This window comes from Flavobacterium sp. (assembly GCF_017985075.1).
GTDB lineage: Bacteria > Bacteroidota > Bacteroidia > Flavobacteriales > Flavobacteriaceae > Flavobacterium.
Genome location: NZ_JAGNYF010000019.1, coordinates 1 through 26,547 on the forward strand (window position 1 = coordinate 1; position 26,547 = coordinate 26,547).

The 26,547-nt window shown below is 30.8% G+C and carries 29 protein-coding genes; 19 read left to right on the top strand and 10 right to left on the bottom strand.

The window, feature by feature from the left end; genetic code table 11:
• The 3 genes from rho to KA468_RS05570 all read left to right on the top strand — a co-directional run.
• The coding region (gene rho / locus KA468_RS05560) for a transcription termination factor Rho (protein WP_291241947.1) at window positions 1-1,157 on the top strand (1,157 nt) is incomplete at its 5' end.
• 136 nt (window positions 1,158-1,293) lie between these two features.
• Window positions 1,294-1,536 (top strand): DUF6364 family protein, encoded by a 243-nt coding sequence (locus KA468_RS05565; RefSeq protein ID WP_291241948.1) that lies wholly within the window; start codon window positions 1,294-1,296, stop codon window positions 1,534-1,536.
• A complete protein-coding gene (locus tag KA468_RS05570) occupies window positions 1,536-1,943 on the top strand; it encodes a PIN domain-containing protein (protein ID WP_291241949.1) in 408 nt (135 codons plus the stop codon). The genes KA468_RS05565 and KA468_RS05570 overlap by 1 nt, the downstream gene beginning before the upstream one ends.
• A 50-nt stretch (window positions 1,944-1,993) precedes the next feature.
• Here KA468_RS05570 and KA468_RS05575 read toward each other — a convergent pair whose 3' ends face one another.
• A complete protein-coding gene (locus KA468_RS05575) occupies window positions 1,994-4,651 on the bottom strand; it encodes a valine--tRNA ligase (protein WP_291241950.1) in 2,658 nt (885 codons plus the stop codon).
• Between the two features lie 156 nt (window positions 4,652-4,807).
• Between KA468_RS05575 and KA468_RS05580 the strand changes: the two genes are divergently transcribed.
• Window positions 4,808-5,239, top strand: a complete 432-nt coding sequence (locus KA468_RS05580; protein ID WP_291241951.1) for a DUF1573 domain-containing protein — start codon at window positions 4,808-4,810, stop codon at window positions 5,237-5,239.
• A 72-nt stretch (window positions 5,240-5,311) separates the two neighbouring features.
• Here KA468_RS05580 and KA468_RS05585 read toward each other — a convergent pair whose 3' ends face one another.
• The 3 genes from KA468_RS05585 to KA468_RS05595 are packed head-to-tail and all read right to left on the bottom strand — an operon-like array spanning window position 5,312 to window position 6,989.
• Window positions 5,312-5,881: a YceI family protein gene (locus KA468_RS05585; RefSeq protein ID WP_291241952.1), complete on the bottom strand. Its 570-nt coding sequence runs from the start codon at window positions 5,879-5,881 to the stop codon at window positions 5,312-5,314.
• 20 nt (window positions 5,882-5,901) lie between these two features.
• Window positions 5,902-6,534 (bottom strand): NAD(P)H-dependent oxidoreductase, encoded by a 633-nt coding sequence (locus KA468_RS05590; protein ID WP_291241953.1) that lies wholly within the window; start codon window positions 6,532-6,534, stop codon window positions 5,902-5,904.
• Window positions 6,535-6,536: 2 nt separating this feature from the next.
• Window positions 6,537-6,989 carry a MarR family transcriptional regulator gene (locus KA468_RS05595; protein ID WP_291241954.1) on the bottom strand — a complete coding sequence of 151 codons (453 nt, stop codon included), beginning with the start codon at window positions 6,987-6,989 and terminating at the stop codon, window positions 6,537-6,539.
• Between the two features lie 179 nt (window positions 6,990-7,168).
• On the opposite strand from KA468_RS05595, the gene KA468_RS05600 reads away from it, so the two are divergent.
• From KA468_RS05600 to KA468_RS05610, 3 genes are read left to right on the top strand one after another with little or no spacing between them, the layout of a single operon-like run.
• Window positions 7,169-7,483 carry a rhodanese-like domain-containing protein gene (locus KA468_RS05600; protein ID WP_291241955.1) on the top strand — a complete coding sequence of 105 codons (315 nt, stop codon included), beginning with the start codon at window positions 7,169-7,171 and terminating at the stop codon, window positions 7,481-7,483.
• Between the two features lie 8 nt (window positions 7,484-7,491).
• Window positions 7,492-9,729 (top strand): cation:proton antiporter, encoded by a 2,238-nt coding sequence (locus tag KA468_RS05605; protein ID WP_291241956.1) that lies wholly within the window; start codon window positions 7,492-7,494, stop codon window positions 9,727-9,729.
• A gap of 1 nt (window position 9,730) precedes the next feature.
• A complete protein-coding gene (locus KA468_RS05610) occupies window positions 9,731-10,558 on the top strand; it encodes a S1-like domain-containing RNA-binding protein (RefSeq protein WP_291241957.1) in 828 nt (275 codons plus the stop codon).
• 91 nt (window positions 10,559-10,649) lie between these two features.
• Here KA468_RS05610 and pyrE read toward each other — a convergent pair whose 3' ends face one another.
• Complete coding sequence (pyrE, locus tag KA468_RS05615) at window positions 10,650-11,291, bottom strand: orotate phosphoribosyltransferase (RefSeq protein WP_291241958.1); 642 nt, start codon at window positions 11,289-11,291, stop codon at window positions 10,650-10,652.
• Between the two features lie 7 nt (window positions 11,292-11,298).
• On the opposite strand from pyrE, the gene KA468_RS05620 reads away from it, so the two are divergent.
• Together KA468_RS05620 and KA468_RS05625 are read left to right on the top strand one after the other, a co-directional pair.
• Complete coding sequence (locus tag KA468_RS05620; protein WP_291241959.1) at window positions 11,299-11,898, top strand: NUDIX domain-containing protein; 600 nt, start codon at window positions 11,299-11,301, stop codon at window positions 11,896-11,898.
• Complete coding sequence (locus tag KA468_RS05625) at window positions 11,882-12,106, top strand: hypothetical protein (RefSeq protein WP_291241960.1); 225 nt, start codon at window positions 11,882-11,884, stop codon at window positions 12,104-12,106. The genes KA468_RS05620 and KA468_RS05625 overlap by 17 nt, the downstream gene beginning before the upstream one ends.
• Before the next feature lie 43 nt (window positions 12,107-12,149).
• On the opposite strand, the gene KA468_RS05630 is transcribed toward KA468_RS05625, so the two are convergent.
• Window positions 12,150-13,862, bottom strand: a complete 1,713-nt coding sequence (locus KA468_RS05630) for a M14 family zinc carboxypeptidase (RefSeq protein WP_291241961.1) — start codon at window positions 13,860-13,862, stop codon at window positions 12,150-12,152.
• Window positions 13,863-13,965: 103 nt separating this feature from the next.
• Between KA468_RS05630 and KA468_RS05635 the strand changes: the two genes are divergently transcribed.
• Window positions 13,966-15,318 (top strand): DEAD/DEAH box helicase, encoded by a 1,353-nt coding sequence (locus tag KA468_RS05635; protein WP_291241962.1) that lies wholly within the window; start codon window positions 13,966-13,968, stop codon window positions 15,316-15,318.
• A gap of 47 nt (window positions 15,319-15,365) precedes the next feature.
• On the opposite strand, the gene coaD is transcribed toward KA468_RS05635, so the two are convergent.
• Window positions 15,366-15,824 carry a pantetheine-phosphate adenylyltransferase gene (gene coaD, locus KA468_RS05640; protein WP_291241963.1) on the bottom strand — a complete coding sequence of 153 codons (459 nt, stop codon included), beginning with the start codon at window positions 15,822-15,824 and terminating at the stop codon, window positions 15,366-15,368.
• A gap of 45 nt (window positions 15,825-15,869) precedes the next feature.
• Window positions 15,870-16,856: a D-alanine--D-alanine ligase gene (locus KA468_RS05645; RefSeq protein WP_291241964.1), complete on the bottom strand. Its 987-nt coding sequence runs from the start codon at window positions 16,854-16,856 to the stop codon at window positions 15,870-15,872.
• Window positions 16,857-16,935: 79 nt separating this feature from the next.
• On the opposite strand from KA468_RS05645, the gene KA468_RS05650 reads away from it, so the two are divergent.
• Together KA468_RS05650 and KA468_RS05655 are read left to right on the top strand one after the other, a co-directional pair.
• Window positions 16,936-17,550: a PASTA domain-containing protein gene (locus KA468_RS05650; protein WP_291241965.1), complete on the top strand. Its 615-nt coding sequence runs from the start codon at window positions 16,936-16,938 to the stop codon at window positions 17,548-17,550.
• On the top strand, window positions 17,550-18,593 hold the full coding sequence (locus KA468_RS05655) for an RluA family pseudouridine synthase (RefSeq protein WP_291241966.1): 1,044 nt from the start codon (window positions 17,550-17,552) through the stop codon (window positions 18,591-18,593). The genes KA468_RS05650 and KA468_RS05655 overlap by 1 nt, the downstream gene beginning before the upstream one ends.
• 68 nt (window positions 18,594-18,661) lie before the next feature.
• Here KA468_RS05655 and KA468_RS05660 read toward each other — a convergent pair whose 3' ends face one another.
• On the bottom strand, window positions 18,662-19,729 hold the full coding sequence (locus KA468_RS05660; protein ID WP_291241980.1) for a branched-chain amino acid aminotransferase: 1,068 nt from the start codon (window positions 19,727-19,729) through the stop codon (window positions 18,662-18,664).
• 144 nt (window positions 19,730-19,873) lie between these two features.
• On the opposite strand from KA468_RS05660, the gene KA468_RS05665 reads away from it, so the two are divergent.
• The 6 genes from KA468_RS05665 to KA468_RS05690 all read left to right on the top strand — a co-directional run bounded on the left by KA468_RS05665 (window position 19,874) and on the right by KA468_RS05690 (window position 24,013).
• Window positions 19,874-20,359 carry a DUF4920 domain-containing protein gene (locus KA468_RS05665; RefSeq protein ID WP_291241967.1) on the top strand — a complete coding sequence of 162 codons (486 nt, stop codon included), beginning with the start codon at window positions 19,874-19,876 and terminating at the stop codon, window positions 20,357-20,359.
• A complete protein-coding gene (locus KA468_RS05670; RefSeq protein WP_291241968.1) occupies window positions 20,359-20,790 on the top strand; it encodes a hypothetical protein in 432 nt (143 codons plus the stop codon). Before KA468_RS05665 ends, KA468_RS05670 begins: the two co-directional genes overlap by 1 nt.
• A 153-nt stretch (window positions 20,791-20,943) precedes the next feature.
• Window positions 20,944-21,444 carry a peptide-methionine (R)-S-oxide reductase MsrB gene (msrB, locus tag KA468_RS05675; protein ID WP_291241969.1) on the top strand — a complete coding sequence of 167 codons (501 nt, stop codon included), beginning with the start codon at window positions 20,944-20,946 and terminating at the stop codon, window positions 21,442-21,444.
• A gap of 98 nt (window positions 21,445-21,542) precedes the next feature.
• Entirely contained in the window at window positions 21,543-22,559 is a 1,017-nt protein-coding gene (gene porQ / locus KA468_RS05680) for a type IX secretion system protein PorQ (RefSeq protein WP_291241970.1), read from the top strand.
• Window positions 22,560-22,752: 193 nt separating this feature from the next.
• Window positions 22,753-23,442 (top strand): (d)CMP kinase, encoded by a 690-nt coding sequence (gene cmk, locus KA468_RS05685; protein WP_291241971.1) that lies wholly within the window; start codon window positions 22,753-22,755, stop codon window positions 23,440-23,442.
• 34 nt (window positions 23,443-23,476) lie between these two features.
• Entirely contained in the window at window positions 23,477-24,013 is a 537-nt protein-coding gene (locus tag KA468_RS05690) for a hypothetical protein (RefSeq protein ID WP_291241972.1), read from the top strand.
• Between the two features lie 17 nt (window positions 24,014-24,030).
• On the opposite strand, the gene KA468_RS05695 is transcribed toward KA468_RS05690, so the two are convergent.
• Window positions 24,031-24,225: a hypothetical protein gene (locus KA468_RS05695; RefSeq protein WP_291241973.1), complete on the bottom strand. Its 195-nt coding sequence runs from the start codon at window positions 24,223-24,225 to the stop codon at window positions 24,031-24,033.
• Window positions 24,226-24,679: 454 nt separating this feature from the next.
• On the opposite strand from KA468_RS05695, the gene rpsA reads away from it, so the two are divergent.
• Window positions 24,680-26,464 carry a 30S ribosomal protein S1 gene (gene rpsA / locus KA468_RS05700; protein WP_291241974.1) on the top strand — a complete coding sequence of 595 codons (1,785 nt, stop codon included), beginning with the start codon at window positions 24,680-24,682 and terminating at the stop codon, window positions 26,462-26,464.
• The last annotated feature ends 83 nt before the right edge of the window (window positions 26,465-26,547 follow it).

Consider the following 26,547-nt stretch of genomic DNA (forward strand, 5'->3'; position numbering starts at 1 on the left):
AAAACAACGGAAATAAAAACTTTAGAGAATCGGATTTTGAATTTGATGGAATCATTGAAAGTGAAGGCGTTTTAGAAATGATGCCAGACGGATATGGTTTCTTACGTTCTTCGGATTATAATTATTTGGCCTCTCCGGATGATATTTATTTATCACAATCTCAAGTTCGTTTATTTGGATTGAAAACGGGTGATACTGTAAAAGGTGTGGTTCGTCCTCCAAAAGAAGGAGAGAAATTTTTTCCTTTGGTTCGCGTATCAAAAATTAACGGACACGACCCTCAAGTGATTCGTGACCGAGTTTCTTTTGAACATTTAACACCACTTTTCCCTGAAGAAAGATTTAATTTATCAGGAAAAAACACCTCTATATCTACACGGATTATCGATATGTTCTCGCCAATTGGTAAAGGACAACGTGCTATGATTGTGGCACAACCAAAAACGGGTAAAACGATGTTATTAAAGGATATTGCTAATTCTATTGCGGCGAATCATCCTGAAGTATATTTAATTGTTTTACTAATTGATGAACGTCCTGAAGAAGTTACAGATATGCAACGTAGTGTGCGTGCCGAAGTTATTGCTTCTACGTTTGATGAACCTGCAGACCGTCACGTAAAAGTGGCAAACATTGTCTTAGAAAAAGCAAAACGTTTGGTAGAATGCGGACACGATGTAGTAATTTTATTAGATTCGATAACACGTTTAGCAAGAGCATACAATACGTGTCAACCTGCATCTGGAAAGGTATTGAGTGGAGGAGTAGATGCCAATGCATTACAAAAACCTAAACGTTTCTTTGGAGCAGCTCGTAATATTGAAAACGGTGGTTCGTTAAGTATTATCGCCACTGCATTAACAGAAACCGGTTCTAAAATGGACGAAGTTATCTTTGAAGAATTTAAAGGAACAGGTAATATGGAATTACAATTGGATAGAAAAATATCTAACAAACGTATTTTCCCAGCTATCGATTTGGTTTCTTCAAGCACGCGTCGTGACGACTTATTATTAGACAAATCAACGTTACAACATATGTGGATTTTACGAAAATACTTATCGGATATGAATCCAGTGGAAGCAATGGAATTTATCGAATCTCGTATCAAACGTACTCAAAACAACGAAGAGTTTTTAATTTCTATGAATGATTAGAAATTGATAACAATACAAATAAAAAAGGCCGATTTTCATAAGAAAATCGGCTTTTTTTACCTTAATTAAATATTTTCTTAATTAATTATTTTATATTACGTATATATTTTTTAATTTTACACGTAAATTAAATTGTATGAACACGAAATTAACATTAAATATTGACGATAATGTAATTGAAGAGGCTAAATCGTATGCTAAAAATAATAGTATAAGTCTTTCAAAGCTTATTGAAAATTATCTTTTATCATTGACTAATAAGAAATCAAAGACAACTAAAGTAAGCCCACTTGTGGAAAGTTTAACCGGTGTTGTATCACTTGAGAATGCGGATTATAAAAAAGAATATTCTGATTACTTGTCTAAAAAATATTCTTAATGGATAAAATATTAGTTGATACAAATATCGTTTTGGATTTACTTTCCAAACGAGAAGAATTTTATAAAGAAGCACAAGAATTATTTACTTTAGCGGATCATAATAAAGTGAAACTTTATATATCTTCTTTAACAATTGCAAACACGCATTATTTATTAGCAAGAAATCATAAATTAGATGAGGCAAGAAAGATTCTGAAAAAATTTAAAGTTTTAGTGGAAGTTTTACCTATGGATGACAAGATTTTAGAATTAGCGTTAGTTTCAGATTTTAAAGATTTCGAAGACGCTATTCAATATCACACCGCTTTAGAAAACGAGTTGGATTTGATTTTAACACGAAACAAAAAAGATTTCAAAAAATCTATTCTTGCTGTATTAACTGCAAAAGAATATTTAAACAAATAAAAAAAGCCGATTTTCTTTAGAAAATCGACTTTTAATTTTATAAAGAAATATTACTTCAAACCAGCAATACTTTGCTCAATCGTTGCAATTTTTGCCAAAGCATCGGCTTCTTTTTTACGTTCGTTGGCAATAACTTGTTCTGGAGCGCCTGCAACAAATTTTTCGTTAGATAATTTACCTTGTACGGATCTTAAGAATCCTTTCGTATAATTTAATTCTTCGGTTAATTTTGCAATTTCAGCTTCTACATCAATATTTCCAGTAATTGGAATGAAATATTCGTTAGATTTTACTCGGTACGATAAGGCACCGTCTACTTTATCAGTTACATATTTTAAATCAGTAATGTTTCCTAACTTCATAATGATTGAATCGAAATAATTCGACGCTTTTTCATTATTTACTACTCGTAATTCAATCACATCTTTAAAAGGAATATTTTTATCTTTTCTAATGGTTCTTATTCCAGAAATAACATCGGTTGCAAAATCAAAATCAGCAATTAATTTTGAATTTACAGAAGTCATTTTCGGATATTCAGCTACTATTAGCGCTTGTTCTGGCGTTCTTTCTGTAATGTGTTGCCAAATTTCCTCCGTTAAGAAAGGCATAAATGGGTGTAATAATTTTAAATTATTTTCCAACATTTCAATGGCTTTATCGAAAGTCGCTTTATCAATCGGTTGTTGATAAGCAGGCTTAATCATTTCTAAGAACCAAGAACAGAAATCGTCCCAAACTAACTTATAGGTTGCCATTAAAGCTTCAGACAATCTGTATTTTTCGAAATTATCTTCAATTTCTAATAAGGTTTGTTGCAGTTTTGCTTCGTACCATTCGATTGCTACTTTTGAAGATTCTGGTTGTGGAATCGTTTCAGAAACTTCCCAACCTTTAATCAATTTAAATGCATTCCAAATTTTATTGGTAAACGCTTTTCCTTGATTACATAATTCTTCATCAAATAAAATATCATTTCCTGCAGACGCACTTAATAATAATCCTACACGAACGCCATCGGCTCCAAATTTTTCAATTAAACCAAGTGGTTCAGGAGAATTCCCTAATGATTTCGACATTTTTCGTCCTTGGCTATCACGAACTAATCCTGTTAAATATACATTTTTAAATGGTTTTGCATCGGCGTATTCGTAACCTGCAATAATCATACGCGCAACCCAGAAAAATAAAATATCTGGACCTGTAACTAAATCGTTAGTTGGGTAATAGTATTTGAAATTTTCATTTTCTGGATCCATAATTCCACCGAAAACAGCCATTGGCCATAACCAAGAGGAGAACCAAGTATCAAGTGCATCAGCATCTTGGCGTAAATCAGAAGCTTTAAGATTTGAATTAGAAGTTCTTTCTTGAGCTAATTTTACTGCATCTTCAATGTTTTCCGCTACAACGAAATCTTCTTTTCCATCTCCGTAGAAATAGGCAGGAATTTGTTGTCCCCACCACAATTGACGAGAAATATTCCAATCGCGAATATTATTTAACCAATGTGCGTAGGTATTATTAAAACGATTAGGATATAATTTTATTTCGTCAGATTCTAAAACCGCGTGAATAGCAGGTTTTACTAAATCTTCCATTTTAAGAAACCATTGATCAGATAAACGAGGTTCTATAACGCATTTTGTTCTTTCAGAAGTTCCTACATTGTTAGTGTATTGCTCTACTTTATCTAAAGCATTAATTGAAGTTAATTCTGCTTCAATTTCTGTACGAACTACAAACCTGTCTTTTCCTTCATAATGCAATCCGAACGAGTTTAAAGTGGCATCTTCATTAAAAATATCTATGATTTCTAAGTGGTGTTTGTCACCTAAAGTTTTATCGTTTACATCGTGTGCTGGTGTTACTTTTAAACATCCTGTACCGAATTCTAAATCCACATATTCATCTTCAATAATTGGAATCACTTTTCCAGAAATTGGTACAATAACTTTTTTTCCTTTTAAATTGAAATGTCTTTCATCATTTGGATTGATACAAATGGCAGTATCTCCGAAAATAGTTTCAGGTCGAGTAGTAGCAACTACCAGAAATTGGGAATTGGGTGTTGGGTTTTGGGTATTTTCTTCGTCAAGAATTTGATATTTGATATAATATAATTTTCCTTGACGTTCTTCAAAAATTACTTCTTCGTCAGACAACGTTGTTTTCGCTTCCGGGTCCCAGTTTACCATTCGATACCCTCTGTAAATAAGTCCTTTGTTGTATAAGTCTACAAATGAACGAATTACAGAAGCAGACATATCTGGATCCATAGTAAATTTAGTTCGGTCCCAATCACAAGAACATCCTAATTGTTTTAATTGTTCTAAAATAGTACCACCGTATTTATCTGTCCAATCGTATGCGTGTTTTAGGAATTCTTCACGAGTTAAATCTGCTTTATTAATGCCTTCCGATTTTAATTTCGCAACTACTTTTGCTTCGGTAGCTATAGAGGCGTGGTCTGTACCAGGCACCCAACACGCGTTGAAACCTTTTAATCGCGCACGACGAATTAATACATCTTGAATGGTATTATTCAACATATGTCCCATATGTAATACTCCAGTTACATTTGGTGGAGGAATTACAATAGTATAAGGTGTACGATGGTCTGGAGTAGAATGAAAATAGTTGTTTTTCATCCAGTAGTCGTACCATTTTTGTTCTACGGATTTGGCGTCAAATTGGGCTGGTATCATTTATATTTTGTTAATTGTAAATAATTGCGTCTTTTGGTATACTTTTTGAAATGTATCTGCAAAAGTAATTATATAAAACAGAATAAAAAAAATGTATTTACTTTTTGTTAGTTAGTTTAAATAACATATTTTTACAATTCTCAAATTAATATAAAAATGAAGAAATTAGTATTTATTTTAGGTTTAATGGTAACCAGTTTATCAGCTTATGCACAAAGTGGTGCAAAAATTGAATTTAAAGAAGAAACCATTAATTATGGCGAGGTATACAAAGGCGTAGATTCAGGAAAACGAACTTTTGAATTTACCAATACAGGCGATATGCCATTGATTATTAAAGATGCGAAAAGCAGCTGTGGATGTACGGTTCCTACTAAACCAACTGAACCAATTGCTCCAGGAAAAACAGGTGTTATTGAAGTACAATACAATATGAATCCAGGGCCTATTAGTAAAACAATTACAGTTGATACTAATGCGGTGAACAAAGAAAACGGAATGGTTGCTTTACGAATTAAAGGAACGGTTTTAGTAAAAGAAGAAAAGAGTATTTTAGAAAAAAAATCGGCAGGACCGCTTTCTAAATAATAAAACATAGTTAAAATGAAAAAGCCAGAATAGTAATTATTCTGGCTATTTTGTGCATTTATAGTTTGATTCTTACCAAACTAAGTTTACTTTTAATTCAAATTCGTCACTAATAGTTTTGTCTCCTAAGTCAGTAAAAAATGAACCTGAACCGTATTTGATATCATATTTAGTTCTGTCTACTTTTAATGTAGTTGTAGCAGTATTTCCTTTAACTGTAATATCAAAAGTAATTGGTTTTGTAATTCCTTTGATAGTTAAATCAGCAGTTACAGTATATAAACCGTTACCTTTTCCACTAATTGTTTTGAAAACTAAGTTAGCCGTTTTATGTTTTTCAACACCAAAAAAGTCTTCCGCTTTTAAATGTCCGTCTAAACTTTCTTTACCTTGACCTGGTTTTAAATCAGTAGTGTTAATTGTTGTCATGTCAACTGTAAACGTTCCACCTTTTAATACTTTTCCATCAAATACTAAAGCACCACTTTGTAAACCGATAGTTCCTGTGTGCGAACCTGTTACTTTTTTACCTGTCCAAACGATTCCGCTTTTTGCTGCATCGATTTTTTTTGTTTGTTGTGCATTAACTGTAAATGATACCAAAGTTACTAATGCAATTGCAATTGTTTTTAAATTTCTCATGTTTGTTAAATATTTAGTTATTAAATTGTTTCAAATAATTCTGTAATTGGTTTTCTTACTTTTGCATAATGTTGTGTTTCATCTTCATCATGTCTGTAACCAATTGTTGCTACTAATGTAGCGTGTAATCCTTTTTCTTTAAGGCCTAAAATTTCATTATATTGTTCTGGTAGAAATCCTTCCATTGGCGTAACATCAATTTTTAATTCAGCAGCAGCGTTTAATAAATTGCCTAATGCTAAATACGCTTGTTTTTGAGCCCAAATAATTTGTTTTTCTGGAGTTAAACTTGCAATGTTTCCAATCATAAATTCAGCATAACCTTTTACACTATCAAACGGAATATTTCTTGTTTTTGCCATATTCTCAGCATAACGCGTGATGTATTCTGCATCTACATTGGTTACACTTGCAAATACAAATAGGTGAGAAGCTTCTGTAATTTGACTTTGTCCCCAAGAAGCTGGTTGTAATTGTTTTCTAATTTCTTCGTTTTCGATAATTAAAACTTTATACGGTTGTAAACCATACGAAGAAGAAGATAATTGAATAGCTTCTTTTAAAATTTCTAAATCGGAATTAGAGATTTTTTTATCGCTATTAAATTTTTTGGTAGCGTAACGCCAATTCTGATTTTCAATAAATGTGCTCATAATTAATTTCTGTATTTTTCTAATAAATTATTTAATTGGGTTAACTCTTCTGTTGTTAAATTGCTTGCTAAATTATTTTCATGTTCAATTACAATTGGGTCTAATTTTTCTAATATAAGAAGTCCTTTTTCTGTAATTGTTATTTCCATTTTTCTTTTGTTTGACGGACAAATTTTTCGAATTACGAATTCTTTTACAATTAATTTATCAACCAAACGTGTAGTATTGCTATTTTTAGAAATCATACGTTCTTGAATTACCGACATGTTAGCTGGTTTTCCTTTCTGACCTCTCAAAATTCGTAACACATTATATTGCTCGCTCGACAAATCAAAAGGTTTTAAAATTTCCAAAAATCGATCAGCAACAATACTTCTCGAAAAAGATAAATTCAGAATTACCTTTTTTGCTAAAGATAATTCTACCGTACTTTTTATTTCTTCTTCAATTTTCATTTGAAATCTTATTTGTAGATACAAATGTAATATAATTATTTTATTTGTATATACAAACGTTATTAATTTTATGTTAAATTTTAAGAATAAATGTAAAATGCAAAATTTAGTAGTTTGTGATTGAAAATAAATTTTTATATCTAAATTCTTGTTGTAAATTTGAAGAAAATTAATCGTACATGAATTTAGATCAAAAAGCATGGTGGGAAGGTTTTTTAACCACTGAAAATGCCGTTATTTTAGACGTAAGAACAGAAGAAGAAGTGGCGAATGGAATTATTCCTGAAGCTATTAATATTGATATTTATAAAGGACAAGGTTTTATTTACCAAGTGGAAGAATTAGATAAAGATAAAACATATTTTGTATATTGCTTAGCTGGAGGCAGAAGCGCACAAGCTTGTGGTATTATGAAACAATTAGGTTTTGAAAATGTTTACAATCTTGCAGGCGGAATTTCGCAATGGGAAGGTCCTATTGAAAATCAACAATAACCCAATAAATGAAGAAATTTAAAAATTCATTTTTTTATGTTACCATTCTGGTTGTTTTTTCTGGACTAATATACTCTATTTTATTACGAGGAAAGACATTAGAAGTTGGTAAAGTTTCCAATAAAATCATTGAGAAACATGATTATGTAAATGAATTTATTACTTCTATATTACACAATGTTTTTCATCCATTAGCAATCTTATTAGCTCAAATTGTTACTATTATATTTGTTGCTCGATTTTTTGGTTGGGTATGTCGTAAAATAGGGCAACCTACAGTAATAGGCGAAATGTTGGCAGGTATTGCCTTGGGACCATCCTTATTTGGAGCCTATTTTCCAGATTTATTTCCAATATTATTTCCACAAGAATCAATTGTAAATTTAAAGTTTTTAAGTCAAATTGGCTTGATCTTTTTTATGTTTGTTGTAGGAATGGAATTGGATTTAAAAGTGTTGCGAACCAAAGTAAAAGAAGCATTTATAATAAGCCACACCAGTATTATTGTTTCCTATGCATTAGGTTTGGTTTTGGCCACAATGCTTTATAAAGAATTTGCACCAGAAGGTGTTCCATTCATGTCATTCGGTTTGTTTTTAGGTGTAGCAATGAGTATTGCTGCTTTTCCGGTTTTGGCCAGGATTGTTCAAGAAAGAGGGTTGCAGAAAACAAAAATCGGTGCTTTAGTAATAACATGTGCCGCAATAGACGACATTACAGCTTGGTGTTTATTAGCTGGTGTTATTGCTATTGTAAAAGCAGGTTCTGTTGCAAGTTCATTGTTTATTATTGGTATGGCGATAGCTTACATACTTTTAATGTTGGTATTAGTGAGACCTTTTTTAAGACATATTGGTAATTTGTATAGTTCTGCAGAAAAAATCACAAAACCAGTAGTTGCCATTTTCTTCGTTACGTTATTAATTTCTTCTTATTTAACCGAAATTATTGGTATTCACGCTTTAGTTGGTGCCTTTGTTGCGGGTGTTATTATGCCTGATAACATGAAGTTTAGAAACATTTTTATTGAGAAAGTTGAAGATGTTTCTCTTGTAGTATTATTGCCTTTATTTTTTGTAGTAACAGGGTTAAATACAAAAATAGGTTTATTAAATACGGAGTATTTATGGAAAACAACAGGGATAATAGTATTAGTTGCCGTTGGAGCAAAATTTATTAGTAGTGCCTTAACAGCTAAATATGTTGGACAAAATTGGAAAGACAGTTTAACTTTAGGTGCCTTAATGAATACCCGCGGTTTAATGGAACTTATTGTTTTAAATATTGGATTAGAATTAGGTGTTTTGTCACCAAAAATATTTGCTATGATGGTTATTATGGCACTTTCAACAACTTTTATGACGGGCCCAGCGCTAAATTTAATTGATTTTATATTTAAAAAACGAAAAGCAATTCTTCCAAATACATCAGATAATATAGAATATAAAGTGTTGGTTTCTTTTGAAAATCCAGAAGATGGAAAACCGTTGTTAAAAGTTGCAAATAATTTCATTAGTTTAGAAAAAGAAAAGCAATCCATTACGGCAATGTATATTTCTTCCACAAATGAGGTAAATCCGTATAAAATAGAAGAATATGAACGCGAAAGTTTTAAACCCATTTTAAAAGAAGCCACTAAGTTAAATCGAAATATTGAAACACTTTTTAAAGCGTCGCGTGACATCGATTCGGATATTGTAGAAGTGAGTAATAAAGGTGAATTTAATTTAGTGTTGATTAATATTGGTTCGTCTATTTTTGAAGGTACTTTATTAGGAAAAGTTTTAGGTATTACATCCAAAATTATAAATCCTGAAAATTTATTAAATACGTTTACAGGTAAAGAAAAATTGTTTGAAGTCAATTATTTTGATGACAAAACCCAAGCCATTATCAATAAAACAGAAGTGCCATTAGGAATTTTTGTAGATAAAGAACTTGCCAAAACTGAAAATATTTCTGTAATTTTATTTAATAATGAAGATCAATTTTTATTAGATTACGTAAAATTATTGAAGAAGAATTCACAAGCTAAGATTTCAATTTTTGATACGTATGATATTGTAAATGAGAAGAATAAAATTACTCACGAAAATGTGAAAGTAATTCATTCATCGAAATTAGAAAAAGATTTCTTAAAAGAACAAGATTTATTAATTATGAGTATTGATAGTTGGAAAAAACTAATTGATACCAGAAGTGTTTGGTTAAACAATACACCATCGCTTTTAATAATAAAACCATAATATGTTACAAATAGGTGTGTACCACACATTAAAAATAGATAGAGAAACAAAAGTAGGTTTGTTTCTTACCAATGGAAAAGACGATGTTTTATTACCAAATAAATATGTTCCAAATGATTTTACAATTGGCGATGATTTAACGGTTTTCGTATATTTAGATCACGAAGAACGTCCTGTAGCTACAACTTTAAAGCCATTTATTTCCTTAAATTCTTTTGCTGTTTTGAAAGTAAGTTACATTAATTCATTTGGTGCCTTTTTAAATTGGGGAATGGAAAAAGATTTGTTTGCTCCTTTTAAAGAACAAGCCCGCCCAATGGAAAAAGACAAACGTTACATAGTAACATTGTATTTAGACAAACAAACGGGTAGGTTAGCGGCATCAAGTAAAATCAATCAGTTTTTAGATAAAGAACCTTTAGATGTTGAAGTGGGACAAGAAGTCGATTTAATGGTTTCCCATATTACAGAAATTGGAATTAATGTAATTATTAACGGAAAATTTAGAGGATTGGCGTATCAAAATGAAGTTTTTGAAACCGTTTCTCCAGGATATAAAACCAAGGGTTACATTAAAGCCATTCGCCCTGATGGAAAAATAGACGTTTCCTTCCAAAAACAAGGATTTGAAGCCATAGACGATTCTTCTCAACAAGTGTTAGAAGCATTAAAACAAAATGATGGCGTTTTACGATTGAATGACAACAGTCATCCAGAAGAAATTAAATCGGTTTTAAAAATGAGTAAAAAAACATTTAAAAAAGCTATCGGAAGTTTATACAAACAAAAATTGATTGATATCAATAACGAAGGCATTCAGTTGGTTTAATATCATATAAAACAAAAAACGTCTCGAATTATCGGGACGTTTTTTTATGTCTAATTTTCTAATTTGTCTAAAAATCTAAAATTCTAAAAATCTATTTCCCCCATTCACTCGGATTACTATTCCAAGATTTTAGTGTTTCTAATTCTTCTTCCGAAACATATTTTTTCTCAACGGCTTTTTCAATTAAGTTTTCGTAATTACTTAATGTATATACGTCTAATTTTGCTGCAGCAATTTTTTCTTCAGAAATAGGAAATCCATAAGTGAAAATAGCGGCCATTCCTTTTACATTAGTGCCTTCATTACGCAATGCTTCAACTGCCATTAAACTACTTCCACCCGTTGAAATTAAATCTTCAACTACAATTACAGATTGACCTTTTTGTAAAAAACCTTCTACCTGATTTTGTCTTCCGTGCTTTTTTGCTTCTGGACGAACATATACAAAAGGCAATCCCATAGCTTCTGCTACCAGAATTCCGATACCAATTGCACCAGTTGCTACACCTGCAATGACATCTGGACGACCAAATTTGGCTTCAATTTGCTTTACAAATTCATCTTTAATATAATTTCTAACCGCTGGAAATGAAAGAATTACGCGGTTATCACAATAAATTGGACTTTTCCAGCCAGAAGCCCAAGTAAAATGATTTTTTGTTTCTAATTTAATTGCGTTTATTTGTAAAAGCAATTCGGCTGTTTGTTGTGCTGTGTTGTTATTAAATATCATATTGCAAATGTATAAAGTTTTTGTAAACGAGAAACCACTTTTTTTAACAAATAAATTTGAAAAGGAAACAAATTTCAAAATTTATCTGTTAGAAACAGTAAATATTCCAAAAGTAATCTCAGAATTATTTTTGAATAAAATACAAAGTGCCTACTTATATCACTCAGATGAAAAGTTAATTATGAAGACTTTGAAATCTAAAATCCCTGTGGCTAAAGCGGGTGGTGGTTTAGTTTTTAACGCTGATGGCGATGTGTTGTTTATTTTTAGAAACGGTAAATGGGATTTACCAAAAGGAGGCGTTGAAAAAGACGAAACGATGGAGAATGCCGCAATGCGTGAAGTAGAGGAGGAAACCGGTGTTTCAGGATTAAAAATTACAGAAAAACTCCAAAAAACCTATCACGTATTTAAACGTAACGGCATTTTTAAATTGAAAATTACATATTGGTTTAAAATGCAAACCAATTTCACAGGAGCAACTTGTCCGCAAGAAAAAGAAGGCATTTCAAAAGCAGTTTGGATTAAACCTTCAGATATAGAAGCCACTTTAGGGAATTCTTATGAAAATATTAAATTGTTGTTTGAAAGTGAGAAAGTGGTATAGTTTTTTTAGAAAAATAACAAATAAAGAAATTGAAAATGCAATTTCAAAAGTAGAAGGAATTGAAGGTATGACTGTCAATGAGCGACTTTATCATTCAGGTCTAATGGATGAATTTGATTTAGCCCTGAAGAACAACAAAGACAAAGCAAAATTAATTCTTGAACTTTTGAAAGTAGACAAATTATCTATTGATAAAATAGTAAAATAACATATTTAATAAAATCAATATTCTTTACTCTATTTTTTATATTCTATTCCAAAACCCTATAAACAGGATAACGCATAAACTCTTTTTCAAAGTATTTTGAATGTTTGTATACCCAGTATAATTGCTCGTTGCCATTTTTTGCGAAAGCTTTGTCGGTTTGTTTTTTTGTTTCGAATTCTTGTTTTAAAGTTGCGTTTTCATCTAAAATTTGTTTCGCTGCATCTTCAAAAACGTAACTGGAATACCCTTCTTTTTGTTGCAAAATCGTATCGAAAAAATTCCAATTAAAATACGAATCCACGGCTTCTGGTTCAAGGGTTTCTAATAGATATTTCACGCCTAATTGATTGGTTGAAATTTTATAGTCGCCGGCTCTAAATTCCATTTTCTCTATATTTTTTGTTACGGTTGTATTATAATGTCCGTAATGTCCTTCATACGCATTTTTTCCTGTTTGATAATTGGCAATTTTATAGATTTCTACTTCAAAAATTTCATTTTGAGTAATAGGTGTCATTTCAATATTATTCAATTTTAATAATTCAATAATTTGCCATTGGCTTTGTGGTACCACATAATACTTCGGAATTGTTACAAATTTCGTTGGTTTATAATTTCCATAAAACGGAATTTTCTTTGTAAAAGGTTTATTTCTATCATAAAACAATCTATCTTTTCCAGAGATTTCACTTGGTTTGTAGCCGCCTTCGTAGCCTTTAAAATCCATATAAGACACTTTTGTAGAATCAATTTCCCAATGTAGTAGATATTGCTTTCCTGCTTTAAAATCTTCCAAATTTTCTTTTCTTACTTGTTTGATTTTTTCCCAGTTCGCATCGGTATAATTAATTGCCGTAACCATAAATTCATAAGTCGTTTTCACTCTATCTTTATATGGCTTTAACATATGTGTTTCAGGCACAAATCCTAACGTGTTAAATAACGTAGTGTAACCAGTAGCATAACGTGGTGTATCGGTAAATTGTTCGTAACCTAAATCAGGTTTTGCACCGTGAATGTTGACATACGGAATCACGTCAATTTTCTTATTACGCATATCGTTTACCATTTCTGGATACATTTCATTTTTGAAAAAATTACCCAATTTCTGACCTAAACGTTCGTGTTGTGTGGCAATGCAAGTAAATGTATATTGATAATCGGCGCCATTTGACACGTGATTGTCTAAAAAAACATCAGGATTAACTGTATGAAATAATTCTTGAAAACTTCTTGAATTTCGAGTATCCGATTTAATAAAATCTCTATTTAAATCGTAATTTCTACCATTTCCTCTAAATCCATAGGCTTCAGGACCATTCTGGTTGGCTCTTGAAAACGAATTTCTATTTAACATTCCATCAATATTATACACTGGAATAGCAACAACCATCGTGTTTTTTGGAACTTTTATTTTTGCATTGGCAATATCTCGCATCAACATCATAGTCGCATCAATTCCGTCCGGTTCGCCAGGGTGAATTCCATTATTGATTAGCAAAACCGCTTTATTCTGATTAAAATTAAAATTTTTATTTTCAGAAAAAACAATAATATGCAAAGGTTTTCCACTATCTGTTAGCCCCATAGTTCGCATTTCAATTTTATCTGAATTGGCGTCTAATAATTGGTAAAACGAAATGCATTCTTCGTATGTGGTTGATTGATTTTTGTTACCTTTTTCGAAGGGCGTTAACAAATTTATTTGAGCGTTTACAAATAAAGAAGCAAATAAAAACAGTAAGGTATAGCGCATAATTGAATATTTGAATTTCAAAAGTAAGAATTATAAATGGCAATATCAATACTCCGTATATCGTATAATTGAATATTGGTAAATTAAAAACTACCTTTGCGGTATGAATAAAAATATACATTCCAACAATATACTTTTGAATTTAGGTATCGAAAGTTTAAATAAAATGCAGGTAGCTGCAGAAACGTCTATATTAATTGATTCTGATGTAGTGCTACTTTCGCCAACAGGTTCAGGAAAAACATTGGCTTTTTTATTGCCTATTTTTCAACTTTTAGAAGAAGACAACAATAAAGTACAATGTATGATTATTGTGCCGTCACGGGAATTGGGTTTGCAAATTGAACAAGTTTGGAAAAAAATGGCAACAACTTTTAAAGTCAATATTTGTTATGGCGGCCATTCTATTGAAACAGAAATTAAAAATTTAAGCAATCCGCCAGCAGTTTTAATTGGTACTCCTGGAAGATTAGCAGATCATTTAGAACGAGAAACGTTTGACCCAAAATATATTAAAACGTTAGTTTTAGATGAATTTGACAAATCTTTACAATTAGGATTTCACGAAGAAATGCGATTCATCATTGGGAAATTAACGCATTTAGAAAAGCGAATTTTAGTTTCGGCAACAGATGGAGTAGAAGTTCCAAAATATACCAGAATTGAAAATCCGAATGTTTTAAATTATATTGATAAGAAAAAAACAGAAACTAATTTAGATTTTAAATTGGTGATTTCTAAAGAGAAAGATAAGGTTAATTCTTTATTTCATTTAATCTGTTCTTTGAAATCTCAGAATGCAATTATCTTTTGTAATCACAGAGAAGCGGTAGAACGAATTAGTGATTATTTAAATGACAAAGGCATTTTCTCTGTATTTTATCACGGTGGATTAGAACAAGAAGAACGCGAACGTGCTTTAATTCAGTTTCGAAATGGAAGTATTTCATATTTAATTACAACCGATTTAGGGGCTCGTGGATTGGATATTCCAGAAATGAAAAACGTAATTCATTATCATTTGCCTTCAAAAGTGGATGAATTTACACACAGAAATGGTCGTACTGCACGTATGATGGCTTCTGGAACCGCTTACATTATCATACACGAAAGTGAGAAAAAAGTGGATTACATTGATTATGATATGAAGAAAATTGATGTTTCTAATTATAGCGTAATTCCGAAACCACCAGAATTTAAAACCATTTATATTAGTGGTGGAAAGAAAAATAAATTAAATAAAGTAGATATTTTGGGCTTCTTTTCTCAAAAAGGAAAGTTAGAAAAAGGCGATTTAGGTTTAATTGAAGTCAAAGATTTTGTATCCTTTGCAGCAGTAAAATATGCCAAAGTAGTGCCATTACTTCAAAATATTAAGGATGAAAAAATGAAAGGCAAAAAATATAAAATTGAAGTTGCTCGAGACGTTGTTAAAAACGCATTAGAAAATCTTTAAAAAATTAAAAACCTTCAAGAAAAGAAACTTGAAGGTTTTTTTAAGCTTTATATTTTACCAATAACCGAATCGGGAACAAAAGCCGAAGCATTGCCGCCATTTCTTATCACGTCACGCACAATACTTGACGATATATATGATGTTTTTGCAGCGGTTAATAAAAACACAGTTTCAATTTTAGACAATCTTCTGTTGGTATGTGCAATCGCTTTTTCGAATTCAAAATCAGCTGGATTACGTAAACCGCGTAATATAAATTCTGCTTTTTCTTCTTTGCATAAATCGATAGTTAAGCCAGTATAGGTAATCACTTTTACTTTTGGTTCGTCTTTAAAAGCGGCTTCTATAAAACGTTTTCTGTCTTCTAAAGAAAACATATACTTTTTGTCTGCGTTTATACCAATCGCAACAATAACTTCATCAAATAAAGAAATACCACGCTTAATTATATCGTAATGTCCGTTTGTAATTGGGTCAAACGAACCTGGGAATATTGCTTTTTTCATAATTAATATTTTTAAATATTTGATTCTGTTAGAATACTAATTGGTTTATTTCTTCCAAATTGGTTTTCTTTCCAAAGCCAATTTAATTTCGTTTTCTAATAAATTTGAAAAATTTAAATTAGCGTAAGCGGCTTGCTGTGGAAATATACTTTGTGGACTCAATCCTGGATTGGTGTTGATTTCGATAAAATGCGGAATGTCATTCATCACAATAAAATCGATGCGAGAAAAACCCTGCATTCCAAGTGCTTCGTATATTTTTGCTGCAGATTGTTCTACTAATTCTGAAACTTCTGACGACAATCGGGCAGGGGTAATTTCTTCTGATTTTCCTAAATATTTGGCTTCGTAATCGAAAAAATCATTTCCTGAAACGATTTCTGTAATCCCTAAAACTCGTGTATTTCCGTTTAATTTCATTACGCCAACCGAAATTTCAACGCCTTTTAGTTGTGATTCAATTAAAATATCTTTGTCTTCTGCAAAGGCAAATGCTAATGCTTTGTCTAATTCTGACAGTTCTTTTACCATTGAAACCCCTAAACTACTTCCAGATTGATTGGGTTTTACAAAAAATGGAAATCCTAATGTTTTAGCAATTTTTTCACCATCAATTTCTTGTCCTTTAGTAACATAAACTGAATTTGCTTTTGGAATATCAAATTTCCCTAAAACGGATAATGTATCGCGTTTGCTAAAAGTAAGTGCACTTTGGTAAAATCCGCAACCCGTGTAAGGTAAATCAATCAATTCCCAATACGATTGCAAATGTCCGTCTTCACCAGGTGTACCGTGAATGGTGTTTATAGCTACATCGAAATTTATAGTATTTCCATTATTTTCAAATGAAAAATCGGCTCTATTTATAGGTGATTTTTGGTCGCCCATTTTTACATACCAACCTTCATTTAGAATATGAACTTCGTAAACTTCGTGTATATCTTTATTTAAATGGTTTAAAATAAGTTGTCCGCTTCTTAAAGAAATTACAGATTCGTCTGAATATCCGCCCATTACAACTGCTATCTTCATAAAAAAATAATTGTTTCTGTTTTATACAAAAATATCATAAAATGTTTTACTTTTCTTATATTTGCGAAAATATATTTCAATGAGTTTAAGAAAGTTTTTAACCAGTTCCACATTTTTCAAAAATTTATTTTTTGCATTAGTGATTGTCATCCTATTTTTAGTAGTTTTTGTGAAGTTTTTAGATTTCAGTACCAATCACGGCGAAGAAATAAAGGTTCCAGATTTATCTAAAATGAAATTAGAAATTGCCGAAGAAAAATTGGATGAGGATGGTTTAGAAGTTTTTTTATTAGATACGGTTGAATTTAAACCAGAATTTCCTCCTTATACTATCGTAGAACAAGATCCAATTGCGGGTTCAAAAGTAAAAGACGGCCGTAAAATTTACGTAAAGCTAAATGCTGGCGGTTATGCAATGGTTACTTTTCCAGATTTAAAAAACAAAACATTTCGTCAAGCTACAAATGCGTTAAGAGCATTAGGATTGGTAGAAGGCGAATTAAAATATGTTCCAGATTTAGCAAAAGATATTGTTCTTGAAGTTTCATATAATGGAAGACCTGTAAAAGCGGGTGATAAACTAATGAAAAATTCTAAAATCGATTTTGTCTTAGGAGACGGGAAAGATATGTTTAAAGATGAAGATTTAGATTCAATCCCAAATAATGAACAAATTAACGATAGTATAGAATAATGCAAGAATTTATAGATGAGAATGAAACGGCTGATGAAGATTTATATGAACATCATCGGTTTGAAATAGCGAAAGGGCAACAACCTTTACGTATAGATAAATTTTTGATAAACAGTATTGAAAATACTACAAGAAGTAAAATACAGAAAGCAGCTGATGCGGGAACTATTTTTGTAAACGATTGTGCTGTAAAATCCAATTACAAAGTAAAACCAGATGATGTTGTTCGAGTAATGCTTGAACACCCACCTTATGAACACTTATTAAAAGGTGAAAACATTCCAATTGATATTGTTTACGAAGATGACCAAGTTATTGTAGTAAACAAATCTGCAGGAATGGTCGTACATCCGGGACACGGAAATTATTCGGGAACTTTAGTTAATGCGTTGGCGTATCATTTTGATAATTTACCAATGAATAGTAGCGAAAGACCTGGATTGGTTCATCGAATTGATAAAGATACTTCAGGACTTTTGGTAGTTGCCAAAACAGAAGAAGCTATGTTGCTTTTAACCAAACAATTTGCTGCAAAAACTTCAGAGCGTGAATATTATGCGATAGTTTGGGGAAATATTGAAGAAGACGAAGGAACTATTGAAGGAAACATAGACCGTCATCCCATAAATAGAATGCAAATGCACGTTTATCCTGAAGGTGAGCAAGGAAAACCAGCAATTACTCATTTTAAAGTTATAGAGCGTTTTGGTTATGTTACTGTCGTTTCTTGTCAATTAGAAACAGGAAGAACACATCAAATTCGTGTACATATGAAATATATTGGACATACACTTTTTAATGATGAACGTTATGGTGGTGATAAAATTTTAAAAGGAACTACGTTTACCAAATACAAACAATTTATAGATAATTGTTTTAAAACATTACCAAGACAAGCGCTTCACGCAAGAACACTTGGTTTTGTACATCCTACAACTGGGGAATTTTTACGTTTTACAAGTGAAATTCCTGAAGAAATTACGTCGTGTATTGAAAAATGGCGTGTGTATAGTAAAGCTGTACAAATAGAAGAAGAAGATTAATATTAAATTCGAATCATAAAAAAAGGCAATTAGAAATAATTGCTTTTTTTTATGATTTACTGAAATAATTATACTTTAACTGTCCAACCAAACGTGTCGTCTGCTAATTTGTATTGTATATTATTTAATTTTTCTTTTAAACTTAAAGCGAATGAATTTTCTAATTTAGGTAATTCAAAATATTCCTCTTTATAACAGAAACCAACAATTGGATTAATAACTGCAGCAGTTCCTGCACCAAAAATTTCTTTCAACGTACCATTTTTTGCAGCAGCAACTAATTCTTCTACTAAAACAGGACGTACTTCAGTGGTTATATTATCTCTTTTTGCAATATCTAAAACAGATTTTCTTGTTACACCATCTAAAATTCGTTCCGAAGTAGGAGCAGTTAATAACGTATCTCCAATTCTGAAAAATACATTCATCGTTCCTGCTTCTTCTAATTTTGTATGTGTGGCATCGTCAGTCCAAATAATTTGTTGATAGCCTAAATCATTAGCTAATTTTGTTGGATAAAATTGTGCTGAATAATTTCCAGCGGCTTTTGCAGCGCCAATTCCACCATTTGCCGCACGACTATAATGTTCTGCGATTATCACTTTAACTTCGCCAGAATAATAGGATTTAGCTGGCGATAAAATAATCATAAAACGATATTGTGTAGACGGTTGCGCAATTACACCGCTTCCAATAGCAATCATAAACGGTCTAATGTATAATGAATTCCCATTTCCGAACTTCACCCAATCTCTTTCTAAATTCAATAACGATTTTAATCCGTCAATAAAAATTTCTTCAGGAACTTCGGGCATTGCCATACGAACAGCACTTTTGTTAAATCGCGTATGATTTTCATCTGGGCGAAACATCCATACATCGTTGTTAGCATCTTTATAGGCTTTCATTCCTTCAAAAATAGCTTGTCCGTAATGAAACACTTTTGCGGAAGGGTCAATTGTAAAAGGTTCGTATGCTTTAATTACTGGTTGTTCCCAAGCTCCATTTTTAAAATCACAAATTAACATATGATCTGTAAACGTATTTCCAAAGGTTAGGTTTTCAAAATCTACTTCATTAATTTTTGAAGTAGTGTTTTTTATGATTTTAATCTCGTTTGTAATGCTACTCATTATATTTCTTTATGTATCGGTTTTCCGAATTTTTTACAAATTTATTAAATTAAATATTGTTGAAGATTCATTTTTTGAATAATTATTAACAAAGTTTCGTATTATTGATTAAATTTGTTTTTTGTTTCACTAAACAATCCACAACTTATGAAGAAATTACTTATTCTATTATCTGTGTTTTTATTAACTATTTCTTGTAATAAAAAGGAATCAAAAATAGAAGCTAAACCTGTATTTGCATCTTTTGGTGAGAAAATTACTGAAGAAAGCGCCATCTCAAAAGAGATTTTATTAGAAAAATACGAAACCTTAAAAAAAGGAGATACTTTATCTATCAAAGTAAGTTCAAAAATTAATGAAATTTGTCAAAATAAAGGTTGTTGGATGACTTTAGATTTAGGAAATAATGAAACCGCATTTGTTAAGTTTAAAGATTATGGTTTTTTTGTACCTATGAATGCACAAAAAAGAAATACAATCATTGAAGGAAAAGCCTTTATTGAAGAAACTTCTGTAGCAGAATTAAAACACTATGCTGAAGATGAAGGAAAATCGGAAAAGGAAATAGCTGAAATTACAGCACCAAAGACAGAATATAAATTCTTAGCTAATGGCGTTTTAATTTCTAAATAATGAAGTACCTTTTAGTTATATTTTCCGTTTTATTTTTGAGTTGTAATCAGAATAAATCAGAAGAAGAAAATCCCACTTGCGAAAAACCAACGGAAGAATTAAAAATGTATGAAGCTTCTGAAATGGCTGTTTTAATGGAACAAATGTATGTGCATAACAAACAACTTCGTGAAAAAATTATCAAAAAAGATTCATTAGGTGAATTGCCTAAATATTTCTTGAATATTTCAGAAGCTACAATGACTAAAGGAAAAGAAAGAGACGACTTTTTTAACAACAAAGCTGGATTTTTCTTAAAGACACAGTCAGAGATTTACGATTCTAAAAATACTAAGGAAAGTTTTAATACAATGGTAGATGCTTGTATCAGTTGCCACGAAGTGAAATGTGGCGGACCTATAGCAAGAATAAAAACATTATACATAAAGTAAATGCAAATCAAAATATAAAACCAGAATTCAGTTCTGGTTTTTTTATTACTTAGATTCAGTAATTAGATTCACAAAAGTTATAAATTCCTTAAAATTTACAATTTTTAAATCACGAGTCTAACTTTTTTGTAGTTTTATAGAAATAAAAAAATTATGAAAAATATATTTATTATTTTATTGGCATTTAGTTTTGTTTCGTGTAACAGTCAAAATAAAAATGTAGAACAAGTAAAATCGACTTCAAAAAAAGATACTATGGATTTTAAAATTGTAAAAACAGATGCAGAATGGAAAGCACAACTTTCCCCAGAAGCCTATACTGTTTTAAGAGAAAAAGGAACCGAACGCCCTTACACAGGCGAATACGATAAACATTTTGAAAAAGGGATGTATGTGTGTGCTGCTTGTGAAAATCCATTATTTACATCAGATACTAAATTTGATTCACATTGTGGGTGGCCTTCTTTTGATGAAGCGATAAAAGGTTCGACTATATATCACAAAGACAATTCTTATGGCATGATTCGCACTGAAGTAATGTGTGCAAAATGTGGTGGACATTTAGGTCATGTTTTTGATGACGGACCTGAAGAAACCACAGGGCAGCGTTATTGTACTAATTCGGTTTCAATAAAGTTTTTACCCGCTAAATAATTCTTTTCATAGCAATTAAAAAACAAATAAAACTAAATTTTCTCATTCTAATATATAATTTTATCTTCGCATCTGCGTTATTACAGAATAACAGAAACATGCTAAGAAAACTTTTACCGATATTTATTGTCTTTGTTTCGCCTATTTATGCACAAGTAGGAGGTCAGTCGGTATATCAGTTTTTAAATTTAGTTCAATCGCCAAGACAAGCCGCTTTAGGTGGAAAAACGGTAACTATTGTAGATTACGACGTAAATCAAGCCATTTTCAATCCTGCAACTATAAACCCAAAAATGCACAATCAATTGGCTACCAGTTATAGTAATTATTTTGGTGAAGTCACCTATGGTACTGCAAACTATGCTTATACGTGGGACAGACATGTGCAAACTTTTCATATTGGTGCGAATTATGTAAACTACGGAAATTTTGATGGGTATGACGAAGTAGGAAATACTACAAACAGCTTTACAGGATCAGAAGGTGCTTTGTCGTTTGGGTATTCTTATAATCTGCCATGGACGAATTTTTATGCAGGAACTAATGTAAAATTAATTACGTCAGCATTAGAATCTTATAATTCATTTGGTGTAGCAACAGATATTGGATTTTTATATATTGATGATAAAAATGATATTAATTACGGATTATCATTTAGAAATATTGGTTATCAAATTACGCCTTATGAAACTACGAGAGAAAAACTGCCTTTTGAAATTACAGCAGGAATTTCACAGTTAGTTGAAAATGTCCCTATTAGATGGCACCTGACTTTTGAGAATTTGCAACAATGGAATATCGCATTTGCAAATCCGAATAGAGCAAAAAGTAGCTTAGATGGTTCTTCCGAAGGCGAAAAAGTCTCGTTTTTCAATAATGCATTACGACACGTAATATTAGGAGCAGAGTTGTTTCCAGAAAAAGCGTTTAATATTTGTTTAGGATATAATTTTAGAAGAGGACAAGAATTGAATATTATAGATCAAAGAAATTTTTCTGGAATTTCAGCAGGTTTTAGTTTGCGATTTAATAAAGTACGATTTGATTTTTCACATTCACGTTATACGGTTGCAGCAAATTCAAGTATCTTTGGTTTAATGATTAATTTGGATTAATGGCGACTGAGGCTCTCGAAGTCACCATTGAATAAATAGTGATTTTTAACTGGTGAGTTCGAGTATTTAATCACATCATGTAACTTTTAAAGTTTAATAAAAACTGGTGACTTCGAGAACCTCAGTCACCAGAAGGAATAGAGATTAGAAATTAATTTAGATGATTTTGTCATTGTGACAAAAAATATAAAATATGAAAAAAATTACCATAGCAATAGACGGATTTTCGTCGACAGGAAAAAGTACATTAGCCAAACAAATTGCTAAAGAACTTGGTTATATATATGTAGATACCGGTGCAATGTATCGTGCGGTAACATATTTTGCTATGCAGCATAATTTTGTTTCTGAAACGCATTTAGATGCTGAAGGATTAATCAAAAATTTATCTAATGTTTCATTACAATTTCGTTTTAATGAAACATTGGGCTTTGCAGAAATGTATTTAAATAATGAAAACATTGAACAAGCCATTCGTACATTTGAAGTGTCACGTTTAGTAAGTAAAATTGCAGAAATATCTGAGGTTCGAGCTAAATTAGTGGAACAGCAACAACAAATGGGACATAATAAAGGTATCGTTATGGACGGTCGTGATATAGGAACCGTTGTTTTTCCTAATGCCGATTTGAAATTATTTATGACAGCAAGTTCACAAACCAAAGCCCAACGTCGTTTCGATGAATTACTTGAAAAAGGGCAACGGGTAACGTTTGAAGAAGTGCTTCAAAACGTACAAGAACGAGACTACATTGATACACACAGAGAAGATTCTCCATTAATAAAAGCTGAAGATGCCATTGAAATTGACAATTCAGACTTGACTAAAAAAGAACAATTTGAATTGGTGATGGAACTGGTGAATGAGAAGTTGGAAGAGTAAAGTAAAAAGAACTAAATTTAAAAAAATCGATTTGATGGAAGAAAACATTGATGATATTTCAGATTTGAAATATTTTGAAAATTTAGAATATTTGTCATTGACTATTAACAATATTAAAAACTTAAAACTAAATGATTTTTTATATTTAAAGGAAATTTATTGTGCGAGAAACTTATTATCTGTTTTAGAAATCACGAATTTACCCTCATTAGAGCTATTAGCCTGTGGTTTAAATGATTTGAAAAATGTTAAAATTGAAAAATGTCCAAAATTGGAGTATTTGAATTTAATGGATAATAAAATTGAATACATTGATTTAAGTTCATTTTCAAATTTAAAATACCTTACAATAGATAATAACAAATTAGAAAATTTAGATTTATCAAAAAATAAAGAAATTATTCAGATAGATTTAAAAAATAATAATTTAAAAGAGTTAGATTTAAAAAATAATGATAAGTTGAATCTAAATATGTGTTACATAGATGAAAGTGTGAAATTAATTTTGAATAAAAAACAATCTAAACAAAATAAATCAAATTTACCTCCACCAGTTATTATTCAGGATTAATAAAGTTTGAAAATTAATTAGACACCAAAACGAGCTAAAATTTTAGGAACACCGTTCTTTAATAAAAAATCTTTTTCGTCTTTATTAGAAAAATCAATCTCAATTTCACTTGAATAAAATATTTCTTCAATTTTATAGCCATGATTAACTATAAATTGAGACAATTCTTCTTCAGTGAAGTCTTTTTTTGATATGAAGTATGATTTAATCATATTTCAAATTTATAGAAATTTTTTGAATAATAATGAATTAAATAATAAAGTTCTAAAAAACTCTATCTTTTGATATTTATAAATTTCATCCAGATGAATTATTTTAAGAAAGCTCAATAGTAAATGGTTTTTTCAAAATTAAATATCGTTACAAATTAAATGAAAAAGTTGATTAGAAATATGAAAATATTACAATTGATTTAAATAAAGTTGATTTTAATTGATTTTAAAACTTTCTTCAATTACATTTTTACTTTTCACTAATTACTATTCACTTTTAACTCCGCACTTTTTCCTACAAATTATTTGTATTTATCAAAAAAATAGTATCTTTGCACACCTTTTGGCGGAGTAGAGTTTTCAATTGGTAATCAAATATTTATGTAAATCACTGTTGTTGTTTTAACCTGCACAATAAAACTCAAAACAAACACAACATACAAATTAAACACGCATGTCTGAATTAAACAAAGACCAAGAGTCGTTTTTAGCAGATTTCAACTGGCATAATTATGCTGAAGGAATTGACCCTATTGACGCAAGTAACCTTCAAGAATTTGAAGATTTAGTATCAAAAACATTCATCTCAACTTCTGATGAAGAAGTAGTAGAAGGAGTAGTTGTAAGAATCACTGACAGAGATGTTATTGTGGATATCAACGCTAAATCTGAAGGAGTTATCTCTTTAAACGAATTCCGTTACAATCCATCACTAAAAGTGGGTGACAAAGTAGAAGTATTAATTGATATCCGTGAGGATAAAACAGGTCAATTAGTATTATCTCACAAAAAAGCAAGAACAATCAAAGCATGGGATAGAGTTATTTCTGCTAACGAAACTGGAGAAATTGTTAACGGTTTTGTTAAATGTAGAACTAAAGGTGGAATGATTGTTGACGTATTTGGTATTGAAGCTTTCTTACCAGGTTCTCAAATTGATGTGAAACCAATCCGTGATTATGATCAATACGTAAACAAAACTATGGAATTTAAAGTTGTGAAAATTAATCACGAATTTAAAAACGTAGTAGTTTCTCATAAAGCGCTTATCGAAGCAGATATCGAAGTTCAGAAAAAAGAAATCATCGGTCAATTAGAAAAAGGACAAGTATTAGAAGGTGTGGTTAAAAACATTACTTCTTATGGTGTGTTCATTGACTTAGGTGGTGTAGATGGATTAATCCATATTACAGACTTATCTTGGTCTCGTATCAATCATCCAAGTGAAGTATTAGAATTAGATCAAAAATTAAATGTTGTAATTTTAGATTTCGATGACGAGAAAACAAGAATTCAATTAGGTTTAAAACAATTAAACGCTCATCCATGGGATGCTTTATCAGCTGAATTAAATGTTGGTGATAAAGTAAAAGGTAAAGTAGTTGTTTTAGCTGATTATGGTGCTTTCATTGAAGTAGCTGAAGGAGTTGAAGGATTAATTCACGTTTCTGAAATGTCTTGGTCTACACATTTACGTTCTGCTCAAGATTTCGTTAAAGTTGGTGATACTGTAGATGCAGTTATCTTAACTTTAGATAGAGATGATAGAAAAATGTCATTAGGTATTAAACAAATGACACAAGATCCATGGACAGGAATTACTGAAAAATATCCAGTAGGTTCTAAACATACAGGAATTGTAAGAAACTTTACTAACTTTGGAATTTTCGTAGAATTAGAAGAAGGAATTGATGGTTTAGTATATATTTCTGATTTATCTTGGACTAAAAAAATCAAACATCCATCAGAATTTGTTAACGTTGGTGACAAATTAGATGTTGTAGTTTTAGAATTAGATGTTGAAGCTCGTAAATTATCTTTAGGTCACAAACAAACTTTAGATAATCCTTGGGACAAACACGAAGCTGCTTATGCAGTAGGTACAGTTCACACTGGTACTGTTTCTGAAATTGTTGATAAAGGTGCTACTGTGGAATTTTCTGAAGACGTTCAAGGATTTGTTCCAACACGTCATTTAGAAAAAGAAGATGGTAAAAAATTGAAAAAAGGTGATTCAATTGAATTTAAAGTTATCGAATTTAACAAAGAATTCAAAAGAATTGTTGCTTCACATACTGCTACTTTCAGAGAAGAAGAAGAGAAAAACTTCAAATCTGCTTCAAACGAATCTAGCAATAATAATGTAGCTTCATCTTCAAACAATGCTGAAAAATCTACTTTAGGAGATATCGATGCATTAATGGAATTAAAAGCAAGAATGGAAAAAGGAGAAAAATAATTTTTTCTATTCTTAATCATATTAAGTCCCAATCATTTCTGATTGGGACTTTTTTTTATGTAATTTAGCCATTCACAGATAAA

Coding starts and splice junctions, on each gene's coding strand:
- KA468_RS05565 (WP_291241948.1), top strand. CDS start 1,294: ATGAACACGAAATTAACATTAAATATTGACGATAATGTAATTGAAGAG.
- KA468_RS05570 (WP_291241949.1), top strand. CDS start 1,536: ATGGATAAAATATTAGTTGATACAAATATCGTTTTGGATTTACTTTCC.
- KA468_RS05575 (WP_291241950.1), bottom strand. CDS start 4,651: ATGATACCAGCCCAATTTGACGCCAAATCCGTAGAACAAAAATGGTAC.
- KA468_RS05580 (WP_291241951.1), top strand. CDS start 4,808: ATGAAGAAATTAGTATTTATTTTAGGTTTAATGGTAACCAGTTTATCA.
- KA468_RS05585 (WP_291241952.1), bottom strand. CDS start 5,881: ATGAGAAATTTAAAAACAATTGCAATTGCATTAGTAACTTTGGTATCA.
- KA468_RS05590 (WP_291241953.1), bottom strand. CDS start 6,534: ATGAGCACATTTATTGAAAATCAGAATTGGCGTTACGCTACCAAAAAA.
- KA468_RS05595 (WP_291241954.1), bottom strand. CDS start 6,989: ATGAAAATTGAAGAAGAAATAAAAAGTACGGTAGAATTATCTTTAGCA.
- KA468_RS05600 (WP_291241955.1), top strand. CDS start 7,169: ATGAATTTAGATCAAAAAGCATGGTGGGAAGGTTTTTTAACCACTGAA.
- KA468_RS05605 (WP_291241956.1), top strand. CDS start 7,492: ATGAAGAAATTTAAAAATTCATTTTTTTATGTTACCATTCTGGTTGTT.
- KA468_RS05610 (WP_291241957.1), top strand. CDS start 9,731: ATGTTACAAATAGGTGTGTACCACACATTAAAAATAGATAGAGAAACA.
- pyrE (WP_291241958.1), bottom strand. CDS start 11,291: ATGATATTTAATAACAACACAGCACAACAAACAGCCGAATTGCTTTTA.
- KA468_RS05620 (WP_291241959.1), top strand. CDS start 11,299: ATGTATAAAGTTTTTGTAAACGAGAAACCACTTTTTTTAACAAATAAA.
- KA468_RS05630 (WP_291241961.1), bottom strand. CDS start 13,862: ATGCGCTATACCTTACTGTTTTTATTTGCTTCTTTATTTGTAAACGCT.
- KA468_RS05635 (WP_291241962.1), top strand. CDS start 13,966: ATGAATAAAAATATACATTCCAACAATATACTTTTGAATTTAGGTATC.
- coaD (WP_291241963.1), bottom strand. CDS start 15,824: ATGAAAAAAGCAATATTCCCAGGTTCGTTTGACCCAATTACAAACGGA.
- KA468_RS05645 (WP_291241964.1), bottom strand. CDS start 16,856: ATGAAGATAGCAGTTGTAATGGGCGGATATTCAGACGAATCTGTAATT.
- KA468_RS05650 (WP_291241965.1), top strand. CDS start 16,936: ATGAGTTTAAGAAAGTTTTTAACCAGTTCCACATTTTTCAAAAATTTA.
- KA468_RS05655 (WP_291241966.1), top strand. CDS start 17,550: ATGCAAGAATTTATAGATGAGAATGAAACGGCTGATGAAGATTTATAT.
- KA468_RS05665 (WP_291241967.1), top strand. CDS start 19,874: ATGAAGAAATTACTTATTCTATTATCTGTGTTTTTATTAACTATTTCT.
- KA468_RS05670 (WP_291241968.1), top strand. CDS start 20,359: ATGAAGTACCTTTTAGTTATATTTTCCGTTTTATTTTTGAGTTGTAAT.
- msrB (WP_291241969.1), top strand. CDS start 20,944: ATGAAAAATATATTTATTATTTTATTGGCATTTAGTTTTGTTTCGTGT.
- porQ (WP_291241970.1), top strand. CDS start 21,543: ATGCTAAGAAAACTTTTACCGATATTTATTGTCTTTGTTTCGCCTATT.
- cmk (WP_291241971.1), top strand. CDS start 22,753: ATGAAAAAAATTACCATAGCAATAGACGGATTTTCGTCGACAGGAAAA.
- KA468_RS05690 (WP_291241972.1), top strand. CDS start 23,477: ATGGAAGAAAACATTGATGATATTTCAGATTTGAAATATTTTGAAAAT.
- KA468_RS05695 (WP_291241973.1), bottom strand. CDS start 24,225: ATGATTAAATCATACTTCATATCAAAAAAAGACTTCACTGAAGAAGAA.
- rpsA (WP_291241974.1), top strand. CDS start 24,680: ATGTCTGAATTAAACAAAGACCAAGAGTCGTTTTTAGCAGATTTCAAC.